This is a genomic window from Paraburkholderia jirisanensis, from assembly GCF_054782355.1.
Genome location: NZ_BAAGSQ010000025.1, coordinates 123,800 through 136,308 on the forward strand (window position 1 = coordinate 123,800; position 12,509 = coordinate 136,308).

13 protein-coding genes are annotated in these 12,509 nt (G+C 63.1%); 10 read left to right on the top strand and 3 right to left on the bottom strand.

The window, feature by feature from the left end:
* Nucleotides 1-13: 13 nt before the first annotated feature.
* Nucleotides 14-964, bottom strand: a complete 951-nt coding sequence (locus ACYVNQ_RS12490; protein ID WP_460902810.1) for an aliphatic sulfonate ABC transporter substrate-binding protein — start codon at nucleotides 962-964, stop codon at nucleotides 14-16.
* A gap of 528 nt (nucleotides 965-1,492) precedes the next feature.
* Between ACYVNQ_RS12490 and ACYVNQ_RS12495 the strand changes: the two genes are divergently transcribed.
* The 7 genes from ACYVNQ_RS12495 to ACYVNQ_RS12525 all read left to right on the top strand — a co-directional run bounded on the left by ACYVNQ_RS12495 (nucleotide 1,493) and on the right by ACYVNQ_RS12525 (nucleotide 6,961).
* Nucleotides 1,493-2,239 carry a 4'-phosphopantetheinyl transferase family protein gene (locus ACYVNQ_RS12495; RefSeq protein ID WP_460902811.1) on the top strand — a complete coding sequence of 249 codons (747 nt, stop codon included), beginning with the start codon at nucleotides 1,493-1,495 and terminating at the stop codon, nucleotides 2,237-2,239.
* A 109-nt stretch (nucleotides 2,240-2,348) separates the two neighbouring features.
* A complete protein-coding gene (locus tag ACYVNQ_RS12500) occupies nucleotides 2,349-3,215 on the top strand; it encodes an MOSC domain-containing protein (RefSeq protein ID WP_460902812.1) in 867 nt (288 codons plus the stop codon).
* A gap of 350 nt (nucleotides 3,216-3,565) precedes the next feature.
* Nucleotides 3,566-3,955: a DUF2000 domain-containing protein gene (locus ACYVNQ_RS12505; RefSeq protein ID WP_460902813.1), complete on the top strand. Its 390-nt coding sequence runs from the start codon at nucleotides 3,566-3,568 to the stop codon at nucleotides 3,953-3,955.
* A 73-nt stretch (nucleotides 3,956-4,028) separates the two neighbouring features.
* Nucleotides 4,029-4,871, top strand: a complete 843-nt coding sequence (locus ACYVNQ_RS12510) for an AraC family transcriptional regulator (protein WP_460902814.1) — start codon at nucleotides 4,029-4,031, stop codon at nucleotides 4,869-4,871.
* A gap of 164 nt (nucleotides 4,872-5,035) precedes the next feature.
* On the top strand, nucleotides 5,036-5,449 hold the full coding sequence (locus ACYVNQ_RS12515; protein WP_460902815.1) for a hypothetical protein: 414 nt from the start codon (nucleotides 5,036-5,038) through the stop codon (nucleotides 5,447-5,449).
* Between the two features lie 46 nt (nucleotides 5,450-5,495).
* Nucleotides 5,496-6,386 carry a LysR family transcriptional regulator ArgP gene (locus ACYVNQ_RS12520; protein WP_460902816.1) on the top strand — a complete coding sequence of 297 codons (891 nt, stop codon included), beginning with the start codon at nucleotides 5,496-5,498 and terminating at the stop codon, nucleotides 6,384-6,386.
* 158 nt (nucleotides 6,387-6,544) lie between these two features.
* Nucleotides 6,545-6,961 carry a hypothetical protein gene (locus ACYVNQ_RS12525; RefSeq protein ID WP_460902817.1) on the top strand — a complete coding sequence of 139 codons (417 nt, stop codon included), beginning with the start codon at nucleotides 6,545-6,547 and terminating at the stop codon, nucleotides 6,959-6,961.
* A 122-nt stretch (nucleotides 6,962-7,083) separates the two neighbouring features.
* Here the strand turns inward: ACYVNQ_RS12525 and ACYVNQ_RS12530 are convergent, their stop codons facing one another.
* The gene (locus ACYVNQ_RS12530; RefSeq protein WP_460902818.1) at nucleotides 7,084-8,214 is read right to left on the bottom strand and encodes a TIGR03118 family protein; all 1,131 of its coding nucleotides are present in this window, start codon (nucleotides 8,212-8,214) and stop codon (nucleotides 7,084-7,086) included.
* Nucleotides 8,215-8,716: 502 nt separating this feature from the next.
* Nucleotides 8,717-9,058, bottom strand: coding sequence for a hypothetical protein (locus tag ACYVNQ_RS12535; protein WP_460902819.1), 342 nt, complete (start codon nucleotides 9,056-9,058; stop codon nucleotides 8,717-8,719).
* 271 nt (nucleotides 9,059-9,329) lie between these two features.
* Here ACYVNQ_RS12535 and ACYVNQ_RS12540 point away from each other — a divergent pair, with 271 nt between their 5' ends.
* From ACYVNQ_RS12540 to ACYVNQ_RS12550, 3 genes are all read left to right on the top strand, one after another.
* Nucleotides 9,330-10,937 (top strand): serine hydrolase, encoded by a 1,608-nt coding sequence (locus ACYVNQ_RS12540; protein ID WP_460902820.1) that lies wholly within the window; start codon nucleotides 9,330-9,332, stop codon nucleotides 10,935-10,937.
* A 333-nt stretch (nucleotides 10,938-11,270) separates the two neighbouring features.
* The gene (locus ACYVNQ_RS12545; protein WP_460902821.1) at nucleotides 11,271-11,753 is read left to right on the top strand and encodes a glycoside hydrolase family 108 protein; all 483 of its coding nucleotides are present in this window, start codon (nucleotides 11,271-11,273) and stop codon (nucleotides 11,751-11,753) included.
* Nucleotides 11,753-12,451, top strand: coding sequence for a hypothetical protein (locus tag ACYVNQ_RS12550; RefSeq protein ID WP_460902822.1), 699 nt, complete (start codon nucleotides 11,753-11,755; stop codon nucleotides 12,449-12,451). Before ACYVNQ_RS12545 ends, ACYVNQ_RS12550 begins: the two co-directional genes overlap by 1 nt.
* The last annotated feature ends 58 nt before the right edge of the window (nucleotides 12,452-12,509 follow it).

Genomic DNA, 12,509 nt, shown 5'->3' on the forward strand with positions numbered 1-12,509 from the left:
CGCATCAGGCCTGTTATTTCGAACCTGTCGACGCGATTACCGGCTGCGCAATCTGCACGTCGACCAGCGCATCGATTACATGGTTAAGATCCGTGCCTGGCTTCACCAGTTGCTCCTGCACAAGAATCGGTGCGGCCGCTTTCAACGCAGCGATTTGCTGCGCGCCGGGTTGCGGTTTGCTGAAGTCGGAGCGGCTTAGCTGCAGCTTCGCAACTGCGAGCGACACTTTCGAATCGTCCGCAAGGATCTGCGCGGCCTCGTCCGGATGGGCGGCGATCCATTGGCGAGCCTTTTCATAGACCTTCAGCACGCGCGCGAGCGTATCCGGGTATTGCTTGATGAAATCCTCGCGTGCGTTCAGAAAGCCCCACGTGTTGAAATCGACATTGCGGTAGAGCAGCCGTGCGCCGTTGTCGATCTGCGCGGCGGCCATGTGTGGATCGAGGCCGGCCCATGCGTCGACCTGGCCGTTGACGAGCGCGGTGCGTCCATCGGGATGCTGCAGGTTGACGATCTCCACGTCGTCGCGCGATAGCCCTGCGGTATGCAGCGCGCGCAGCGTGAACAGATACGGATCGGTGCCTTTGGTTGCGGCGATCTTTTTGCCCTTCAGGTCTGCCACTGTCTTGAGCGGCGAGTCCTTGCGCACCACCAGTGCGGTCCACTCGGGGCGCGAGAAGATATAGACGGTCCGGATCGGATTGCCGTTCGCCTTACCCAATACGGCGGCCAGACCCGCGGTCGAGCCGATGTCGATCGCACCGCTATTCAGGTACTCGAGCGCGCGATTGCTGCCGAGACTGAGCACCCAGTCGATCTTCGTATGGTCGGGCGCGAACTCGTCTTCGAGCCAGCCTTTGCGGCGGATCACGAGGCTTTCCGGCGAATAGTACGCGTAGTCGAGTTTCAGTTCCGGCGGTGCGGCTGGGCCGGCGGCGAGTGCGCCGGCCGGTGCTGCGCTCATCAAGGCCAGTGCTGCGCTTGCCGCGAACAGGGCTGATTTGATTGTCTGTGCGAACGATGTGCGCCAACGGTGCGGCATGGTATCCCTCTTTATCGATTAACCCCGGTCGTGCACTGTAGGCGACGGCGGCGGGTGGAGGAAACCAACAAAAGCTCACATCGAAAGCACCTGTGCGCATATGTCGCGAGAGGCGACGGGCAACGCCGTTGTTACACGCCGGGTGTGGGCAGCGCGCCACATCGAGATCTGGGCGAGTTCCCGGCATTCGGTGCAGGCTCGGCTAGTGGCTAGTGGCTAGTGGCTAGTGGCTAGTGGCTAGTGGCCGGTGCGAACGGCGCGACAGCAGCAGGCGGATCGCATCTTGCGATTGCTGCGAGCGTGCTGCTTGCGCTTCGCTGTGCGACGGAGCTTCGATGGCGGACGGCGACAGCGAATTCACAGGCATCACATCGGCGGCTTGAGCGAGGCGTTCATGTTGCTCAATCTCTGGCACAATTGAAAACCGTTCTCATTTGGGAAGTTCGATTGATGGAGTCGTCATCTGAATCCGCGCGTACGCCGTCATCGTTGATGGTGCCGGCAATGTTGCTGCCGTCTGCCAGCAGATGGCCCGACGACGTTGCCGTGTGGCAGATCGTGGTGCCTGACGGTGCCGCCGGGCAAACCGCGCTGACGCATGGCCTGGCGCCGGCGGAGCGGCAGCGGGCGGAGCAGTACCGGCAGCCTGCAGATCGCGACCGCTTCGTCACGGCGCGCCACGCGCTGCGCGGTCTGCTCGGCGCTCATCTGAACCTGCGGCCTGACTCGTTGCACTTCGCTGCCGGGCAGCACGGCAAACCTCATCTGAGCGACTACCCGCAGGTGTCCTTCAATGTCACGCATTCGGGCGCGTGTGTGCTGATTGCGATTTCCGCTGTGCGGCACGTCGGCGTCGACGTCGAAAGGTTCGACGATGCATTCGATTGGACCGGCCCCGCCAGGCTCGTGTGTTCGGAACGGGAACTTCAGTGGCTGCAACAGATGCAGCCATCGTTACGCTCGCAGGCATTTTTGCGCATATGGACCGCCAAGGAGGCGTTGGTCAAGGGAGTCGGAACGGGCATCGGCGACTATATGCCGGACCTCACGGTCGATCTGTCGGGTGCGGACGGCGGGTTGCCTGCGTCGATTGCCAGCGATAGTCCGCTGGCGGCTGTGTGCGGCTTTGTCTATCGTTGGCTGACGCTGCAGGACGGATACATCGGATGCATCGCCTTCGAGCGCACCGGCACGTAGCTCCGGCGTGCAGGGCAAACGCGCTGTGACATCCGGTGAAGCTCGAAGTTGCGAGCTGATTTTCGGCGCGTAAGAATCCTTTCTCGAACCCTACGCTTGCGCATCCACCATGCCTTTCATCAGCGCGCTACACATTTATCCGGTCAAATCCTGTGCAGGCATTGCGCTGCAAGCGGTTGACGTCGTGCCGCACGGACTCCGATGGGATCGCCACTGGATGGTGATCGACGCCGACGGCCGGTTCGTTTCGCAACGCGAACATCCGTCGATGGCGACGATCCGCACTGCGCTGTCGGCCGACGCGCTTGAACTATCGGCGCCGTCGCTATCTGCGACGCTGACGTTGCCGCTCGTCGCGCCGGCACAGGCGCGAGCGGTAAGCGTGACGGTATGGAAGGACAGCTTCCGCGCACTCGACGAAGGCGACGCCGCCGCGCGCTGGTTTTCGCATGCGCTCGCAACGCCGGTGCGGCTGGTGCGCTTCGACCACGACCCGGTGCGCCATGCCAGCCGGAAATGGACCGGCGATATCGAAACACCGGTGCAATTCGCCGATGGCTTTCCGCTGCTTGTCACGAACCAGTCTTCACTTGACGAGGTGAACCGTCGCCTCGCAGACAAAGGCGCAAGCGCGGTACCGATGAACCGCTTTCGACCCAACATCGTGCTGGCCGGCGACCTCGACGCCTTCGACGAAGACTATGTCGATACCGTGGTGCTGGGCGAGCGTGGCGACGTGGTGTTGCGTCTGGTCAAACCCTGCGCGCGCTGTCCGATCACAACCGTCGATCAGGTGCGCGGCACACCTGACCCTGCGTGGCCGCACGAGCCGCTGGATACGCTCGCAGTGTGGCGTGCCGACCCGCGCGTGGATGGCGGCCTCACGTTCGGACAGAACGCGATCGTGGTTGCGGGGCAGGGAGGCCAGCTCAGAGTGGGCGATGCGGCCGGTTGCGAGTGGAATTTTCCGGAATAGCGTGTGGCGCGCCGTGAATGGGCCGCGCGTTACTTGAAAACTGCTTCCCGCCGAGATTTTTGACGAACCTGTCAATAGTCGTAGAACAGGTCGCGCTGAATATCGACCATGGCGGGCCGGCTCGGGCATGGACGGCTGACGGCCGGTGCAAGATTCTTCAATACAAACGGAACGCGCTTCTTTACGCTTTGCGAAGAACGGGCGCGCCGCGTGCGGTGCGTTCGCCAGAATCCGCAACCAGGGAGCGCTATTCCGTGCAAGCAGGCCATTCACCTTTGACGCCGAGTCCAAACGCGCAAGCGGGGTATTCACCCGCCACGCCAAATCCAACCCCGCTCGTGCCGCGCTGCGTGATCGTCATCAATGAGACGCTGCCGCCCGGCAAAGCGTGTAACGCTGCGGCAGTTGTGGCGCTGACGCTCGGCGCGCAGCATCCTCAACTGGTCGGTGCGCCGCTCGTCGATGCAGACGGTGTCGCGCATCCCGGCCTGATTCCGTTCGGCATTTCAGTGTTGAAGGCTTCGGCGGCAGATTTGTCGCGGTTACGCGCCGATGCGCTGACCAACGCCTTCGACGTGGTCGATTTTCCGGTGCAAGGCCAGCAGACGAAAGACTACAGCGCGTTTCGCGATGCGCTCAGAACCGTCGCAACCGCGGACCTCGCGTATCTGGCTATCGGCGTGGTGGGAGAAAACAAGGCGCTGCGCAAACTGGTCAGCGCGTTCGACTTGATGCAGTGAAGGCCGGCGCGCGCCGTTTTCGCCTATCATGTGCGCTACTGCGCATGCTGCATGCACCTGTCAGATCTCCCAGATGGCCCACGCGTCGAATCTTTCCCGCGGCAGCAGCAAGGTATGGCGCGCGCCCGACGTGCTCGACGCGGTCATGCTCAAAGGCCGCTTCGTCAAGCATCGCTATCCGTCGCATGCTCACGATACGCATTGCGTTGCGCTGATTACGAGCGGCAGTCTGATCGTGAACGTCGCTGGGCACGAGCAGATGCTGCGCCGCGGCGACATCGTGACGATCGATGCGGATACCGTTCATGCGGGTCGCGCGGGGCCATCGGGAAGCTGGAAAATGCGCGTCGCGCATTTCTTCGCCGCCGACCTGGCGGCTTATACGGAGTCGACGGGGTTGCCGGTGCGCTCGCGCTTTGACGTCGCCGCGCCGGTGCTGCGCGATGCGACGTTGGCGCAATGGCTGTATGGCATCAGCTGGTGTTCGGAAGTGAACGACGACCCGTTCAAACGCAGCGAAACGCTTGCTGCCGCGATTGGCCGGCTCGTTGCGCTGCATGCGGCGGGTCCGGCGAAACTGGCCTCGCCGCACGTCGAGCCACGCGTGATCCGCGCGGTGAAAGAGCAGTTGCACGCGGAACTCGGCGCCAAGCTCACGCTGCACGCACTGGCCGCCGCACAAGGGGTCATGCCGTTTACGCTGTTGCGCGCGTTCGTGCGCAGCACCGGGCTTTCTCCGCACGCGTATCAGCAACAGGTGCGGATTCGCTATGCGCAACGGCGCCTGAGCGTCGGTGCAACGCCAGTGCTGGTGGCAAGCGAAGCGGGCTATGCGGATCAGGCGCATTTCACACGGGTGTTCAAGCAATACACCGGCGTGACGCCAAAGGCCTTCCAGCTTGCGGTAACGGGTTAAAGCTGGATCAGGTCCACGGACCGGGTGGGAAAGGAAAAAGTAAGGGCAAGTTTTCCGTCTTATTCATCGATCGAACCGTACCTTCGGCCGCTATGCTGGAAACTGGAGCAGCATCGCGCTGCGCTTTGCTTCGTTCGAAGACCACGTCACAGGAGCCCACAGTCATGCAAGTTAGCGATACCACGTCAATGTCCGCCAACGCGGCTGCGTCTGCCACGGGAGCAGCCGGCAACAGCCGTAACGATGGACCTTCGTTTCAGGACCTGTTGTCCCAACTGCAGGATTTCGGCAGCGGCAACATCGCGGATGCGATGAACAGCGAGATTCTCGCGCAACTGGGCATCACCAAGGAGCAGCTGGCACAGATGCCGCCTGAAGAGCGCGCCAAAGTCGAGGAAAAAGTCCGCGAACTGATGAAGAAGGAGCTGACCGAGAAGGTCAATCAGAATCTGCAGGCGGAGCAGCAGGCGCAAATGCAGCAGCCGGGAACGGCAACCGCAATGGCAGCAGGAACAGGAGCGCAGTCCGGCGGCTCGGCTTCGCAACACCGGCCGCGCTCGATCGATATCATGGTTTGACGAGGACGGGGCGTCTCGGCCCGTTCAATAACACCCGGTTCGACGCATGCTGAACTACGACCATCTGATGTCCCTGCTGGCAGTGGCGCGCTACGGTTCGTTCGAGGCCGCGGCGCGCGAACTGAAGGTGACGCCCTCGGCGGTGTCGCAGCGTGTCAAACTGCTCGAGGAGCGCACCGGCAGCCTGTTGATCGTGCGCGGCCAGCCATGCGTGCCGACCACGTCCGGTGCGCTGCTGTGCCGGCACGTCGAGCGCGTGCGCTTTCTCGAAGTCGAACTGAACGAGGCATTTCCACTGCCGGCCCGCGACGAGGACAGCGACGCGCCGTGGCTGCCGCTGCGCGTGGCGGTCAACTACGACAGCGTAGGAACGTGGTTTATCGACGCGGTCGCCGATGTGTGCCGAGCGCGCCGCATCCTGCTCGACATTGTGGTCGACGACGCGGAGCACACCATGCAGCGGATTCGCGAAGGCAGCGTGCAGGGCGCGGTGACGTCGCAAGCCGAACCAATCAGCGGTTGCCACGCGATCCATCTCGGGCGCATGGACTATGTGCCGGTCTGCGCGCTATCGTTCGCGCAGCGCTTCTTTGCCGCTGGTGTCGATCGCGATGCGCTCGCGGTCGCGCCGCGCATCGATCTGAGCGGCGTGTCGTCGCTTGCGCAGCGTTTTACGCGCAGTATCACGCACGCGTCGATCGAGCCGCCCGTGCATACGATCCCCAATGTGTCGGGGCTGCTGCGCGCGTGTCTGCACGGTATGGGTTGGGGCGTGTTGCCGGTGCATGTGGCCACACCGCATATCGACAATGGCGAACTCGTTTGCTTCGCGCCCGAGCGTTTCTTTAGCATCGAGCTTTACTGGCATAGCTGGAACGTCGCGATCAATACCCTCGAAGAATTCGGCATCGCGCTGCGCGATGCATTTGCGCGTTAAGCGATAGCCCGGTACGCCGCGCGGAAATAACGCACTGTCTGCGAGCAAAGCCCGGGTAGCGGAGTGTGTCAGTGCCTGCCGGTCCATTAGACTGAACCGTGACATCACACAGACAGGCCGGTCCGCGAGGACACGGTCTTACCGCAAGGGAGGCGCTGGTGAATCTTCCGTTTGCCCGTGTACCACGGTCGTTGCGCTGCGCGCTCGCGTGCGTCGCGATGTGCACCATCGTCGCGATGCATGTCGCCCGTGCGGAACCGGTCACGACCGGTCCGCTGGAACTGAAGGGTTCGGCGCTCGTGCGCGGGCCTGTCACCGTCGAAGGTCCGCTGACCGTGCGCGGCAATCTGTCGGTGCATGGGCCGCTGACCGCTACTCATGTATCGCAACTGCCGCCGGACGATTCGACACCGGATCGCGTCAATGGCGACAACAACTTCTACGGTCCGTTGACCGTGCGTGGTCCGCTGACCGTGCGCGGCGACTTCGAGGTACGTGGCCCGCTGACGGTTCGCGGACCCGCGGGCGCAGTCGGCCGGATCGACGTCGATGGGCCGATCACGGAGCGCCAATGACGCATCGGCGGTCCACCTTGTAAAAACGCTTCGGCCGCGCAACGCGCGGCCGAAGCGACCTGCCAGTCAAACTACATCAATGCGGCTGACTATCAGAGCAACTACGTGAGCATCCAGATCGATCAGGGCATCAGGTCGATACGGCCGAATACACCGGTCGTCGGCGTCGGGCCAGCCGAATAGAACAGCGTGTTCGACGGCTGGTTGTTCGTGTCGTTACCGAACAGCAGACCCCACAGACCGGACTGCACGAACGGCTGGCCGTTGGTCTGCAGCAGCGGGCCTTCCAGCGCGCCGGTGGTCGGGTTGAACATATTGAGCGCGCCGTCGCCGAAGTTACCGATCAACAGCTGGTTGCTCGCCGCGCCGAAGTTCGCCGGCGCCATCACCATGCCCCACGGTGCGTTCAGCACGCCACCGTTCGATACCAGGCGCTTGACGAAGTTACCTGCGGTGTCGAACTGGTCGACGAGGCCAAGGCCTGCACCCTTCACCTGAGTCTTGCCGTCCGGGCCGAGCTCAGCGTAGGCAACGAAGATCGAGGTGCCGATTGCCTGAATGCCGAACGGCGAGAAGCCTGCCGGCAGATTCGGGTCGGTGAAGCTGCCTGCGAGCTGGACCTTGGTGAACGTGTTGTTAAACACGTTGACCGTCTTGTTGTGGAAGTCGGCCGCGTACAGGAAGTTCGCGCCGTTGTTGCTCGCAACCGTCAGGCCCTTGTAGACCGCTCCATTGGCGCTGTCGTCATGCTCGTTGACGGCCGTGGCCGGCAGCACGGTCGGCGCCCAGCCGGCGATCGTGCCAGCGTCGGTAGCCCACATGAACACGGCAGGTGCAGATACAGTCTTTCCGTTCAGGGTCGCCGTGATCACGAAGTCCGTCGTGCTCGGGTTGTTCACCATGCCCGTCGGGCCAGCCGGCGCGTTTGCGGCGTTCGGCGGAATGTCGACCACCAGCGTTTGCGTCACACCGTTGCCGTCATGCAGCGACGACTTCTTCGTGCCGTTGTCCGAATTCCAGATCGTGCTCGTCTTGCTTTCCGCGAGGCCCCATGCGTTCTGCAGGTTCGCGTCGATGTTCGCGGCCGTCACGCTGCCGTCGGAGGTCAGCACCGTCGCGCGGAACTGGCCTGTCGGCGGCGGAGTGTTGCTGCCGCTGTTGTTGTTGTTATCGTCGCCGCCGCAAGCGGTCAATGCTGCCGAAGCCGCACACATCAGCACGCTGAGAAGTACTACATTTTTCTTGAGCTTCATTTTTTGTGAGTCTCGCTAATAAAGAAAGATGGGAGGTGATGTTTAACGATAAAGACGCGCAACTGCGATGCGCGACGGATCAACTTTTGCGAATCAAGGGGGGCGGGGGGACACGGATCTTGTGGAACCATGTGCTCGAATTTGCATTCGATGCGTGCCGTCGCAATCGTCCCTTGCTCAACGCCTATCCGCTGAAGATTATTCCGCCGCTTTCGTGCGATTTTTATCAGCGTGCTGTGTGCGATAGTGTCGCCGCCAGGTTGTGCAGAGCGGTATTTTTGAATGCGCTAACGCCTTGAGCGATAAAGAAGAATGCGGGTGCGGACGAGCCGTGAGAAACCTCTGTCGAAGGGCGCTGGGCGATCGGTGGTGTGCACTGGCTGCGTTGAAATACTTCGCTGCAAGGTGCGATGCTTCGCCCGCACTACGCAGCCAGCATCCGTGCACTTCGACTATCTGATCTGTTAGAGATCGACATCGAACCGCTGTCGTGGATCGCAAGCTAACGAAGTGAAAGCCGCCGCGGAATAAAGCACGCCTTGACGCGTTCTCTTCGGCAGGTCTTGCGCAGCACAGCTTGCGTAGCCGGCAGACCCGTGATGTCCGCGGCGGCTTGCCAGTACACCGAAGAACCCGGCGCGTGCCGTCGGTCCAGCCGGCATGACACGATGCTGCCCACGGCCATCAGTCCGTCCATGCGGTTACGAGAGGACTCGTGCAAGCGCAGCGCAAAGGGTATGGCCTTGCCACCGTGCACCATGCGTTGCAGCACGTGTGCAAGGCCACGGGTTTGACGCGTGCGGCGCTGCATGCATCGCCGGCCGGTTTCCCGGTCTATCTGCATGCGGGATTCCACCGTACGACACGCTTGCTGACGTACCGCCTCGCTAATTGATCCTGCCCCGGTTCGCATGACGGATGCGCGTGCGCGCGTCGCATCATCGCGGACTCTTTGCTGTGCTACGCGCGGCAACGTACTATCGATGCCAACACAGCCTCGCGAGACTATGCGGATTGCGTTGCGAGAATCGCCGCGCATGCGCAGCCGGGTCCGGTCGCGCGAACCTGCCGTGGTCGTGGTGCGCTGTCGCCGCACCCATGCCTGGAGATGCACGATGAGCCGCTTCGAAAATCGCCGGCGTCTGCTGGGCGCCAGCCTGTTTGCGCCGTTGGCCGCGCACGGCGCCTGTGACTGCGCGGCGGGTAGTCCGACCGGTAGCGCGGCTAGCAGTCCAGCCCATGGCGCCGCGCCGCTCGCCGGCGAGCACGCGCCGCTGCCCGCTGCGCAGATCGAGCATGCGCTTGCGCAGCTCGACAAGCTCGCCGCCGACCTGATGGCGAGTTCGGGCGTGCCCGGCATGGCGGTCGCGGTGGTGCACGGCACGCAGACCGTCTACGCAAAAGGCTTCGGCATACGGGAGACCGGCTCTGCTCTGCCGGTGGATGCCGATACGGTATTCCAGCTTGCGTCGCTGTCGAAGCCGATCGGCGCGTCGGTGATTGCGCATCAGATCGGCACCGGCGCTGTCGGTTGGGACACGAAAGTGCGCGCGCATCTGTCGTGGTTCGCGTTGGCCAATGCGAACGTGAGCGCGGCGGTGACCATCGGCGATCTGTACGCGCATCGCTCGGGCCTACCCGATCACGCCGGCGACGAACTCGAGGACATGGGTTACGGCCAGACCGAGATCTTGCGGCGGCTGCGTTATTTACCGCTCGCGCCATTTCGCGGCTCGTATTTCTACACGAACTTTGGCGTGACCGCGGCGGCGGAATCGGTCGCGGCGGCAGCCGGCGTCGACTGGGCAACGCTTTCGGAACGCGCGCTGTACAAACCGCTCGGTATGACGAGCACCAGCTCGCGCTATGCGGATTTCGCGGCGCGTACCAATCGTGCATTGGGCCACGTAAAGCAGGGCAACCGCTGGGTGCCGGGTCCGGGCACGCGCCCCGACGCGCAGACGCCGGCGGGCGGCGTCAGTTCGTCGGTCAACGACCTGGCCAGGTGGCTCGCGATGATGCTGGGCGTGGGCGTATTCGATGGCCGGCGCGTCGCGGATGCCGACGCGCTGGTCGCGGCGGTCAGCGCGCAGGTGCAGTCCGCACCGCCCGGCGATGGGCGTGCAGCAAGCTACTACGGCTACGGTTTCAATGTCGGCGTGAGCGCGACCGGGCGCGCGACGTACAGTCATTCCGGCGCTTTTGCGCTCGGCGCGGGCACCAACTTCGTGGTGGTGCCATCCACGGGTCTTGCAATCGTCGCGCTGACCAACGGCATGCCGCTCGGCATTCCGGAGACACTCACCGCGCAGTTCTTCGATCTGGTGCAGTTCGGTTCGTTGCAGCGCGACTGGGCGAAGCTGTACCAGCAGGCGTTCCTCGCGATGTCGAAGCCGAAGGGCTCGCTGGTCGGCGTGGCGCGTCCGGTGGCGCCGCTGCCGGCCCGTGCGCGGGCCGCCTACACAGGTACCTATTGCAACGACTACTACGGCCCACTGAAGGTGAGCGAACGCGAGGGCGCGCTGACGCTGACACTCGGTGCAAAGCCGCTGGTGCTGCCGCTGACGCATTGGGACGGCGACGTATTCACGTTCACGCTGCGTAACGAGAATGCCGAACCCGGCACGATCTCGAAAGCGAGCTTTCTGAGCGATCGTGTGACGCTCGAGTATTACGACGACGACAAGCTTGGCACCTTCGTGCGCTGCGATAGGGCGTCGTGAAGCAGCCTGGCTTGTGGCCTGTCACTCAGGCCTTATAAATTCTCTCGAGGTGTTTTCAACACTCTCGCTTGCAGTCGACACGGCATCGGCGTCAGGCAGCGGCGACGCCATCTCGGCCGAGACTGCCGATATCTGTCGTTGCGCAGCCAACCAGATTGCGCCGAATGTTGGTTGCGCAACAACGCTTTTCCCGCCCGCGAATCTCTACGTCTACGCGCAACCGTTGCCACACGGTTAGCGCGGCTATTGGCATGATCAATGCGATGTTGCACTCACAGGTTGCCAATTAGCCAACAGCAGCCTGGTGTGCAAAGCATGAACAGGAGACCTTCGATGGACAGTTTCGACGATGCATTCAAGGCGCTGATCGGCAGCGAGGGCGGATATTCGTTCCATCCAGCCGATCCCGGCGGCGAGACGATGTGGGGCGTCACGGCGCGCGTGGCACGCAGCTGCGGCTACACCGGCGCAATGAAGGACCTGCCGCTGGAAACCGCGAAGCAGATTGCACGCGAACGGTACTGGAATCCGTTGCATCTCGACGAATTCGATCCGCGTGTCGCGTTCCAGATTTTCGATGCGAACTACAACGGCGGGCTGGTCGTGCTGTGGATGCAGAAGGCAGCCGGTGCTGAACCCGATGGCAAGTTCGGCCCACTGACGATCGAGGCCGTGAAAAGTGCCGAACCGGCGAAGTTCGTGATGCGTTTCGTCGCATACCGGCTGCGCTACCTGAAAAACCTGCATGCATGGCCGAGTTTCAGCCGCGGCTGGACCGAACGCATGGCAGCCAACCTTCTTTTGGGAGCAGCATGATGGACTGGTCGAAAGTGGCATCGACGATCGGCAGCACGGCACCGTTGCTGGCTGGTCTGGTGGGCGGGCCGGTCGGGCTCGGCGTGACGGCCGCCGCGGCGATCCTGTCGCACGCACTGAATACGCCGAACGATCCGGCTGCGATCGAGACCGCGCTGAACGACCCCGCGGCACTCGACAAGGTGCGCCAGGCGGAAAGTGCGAATGCGCTGCAACTGCAGCAGCTGATGGTGACCGCCGCACAGGCGCGCCTCTCCTACGAGACCGACCTGGCACGCATCGAAGCGGGCGACCGCGCCGATGCACGCGCGATGGGCATCGCGAACAGGGACTGGGTGCCGAAGGTGCTGGCGATGTCGGTGACGGCCGGCTTCTTCGGCATCTTGCTGCTGATGGCGCTGAAGGCGTTGCCTGAAGCAAATCGCGATCTGGTCAACGTGGTGGTCGGCGCGCTGGGTACGGCGTGGATCAGCATCATCGGTTATTACTTCGGCACGTCGGCCGGTTCGATGCGCAAAACCGAACTGCTGGCGAAGCCGAGCGTACCCATTACGCCGGATAGCGCGGTGACACTGCGCGAACCGGCCGCCGCGCCGCTGCCGCATGCAACCCCGCAAGCGCAAGGTCATGCGCATCAGGATGGCTTCGCGTCGTTCGCGCCGGGCGGGCAAGGGCCGATCTACAGCGGAGCTTCATAAAACGCCTGCGCCGGCGGCTATCACGCGTGCGCCGGCGCACCGGCACGTTGTCATATCA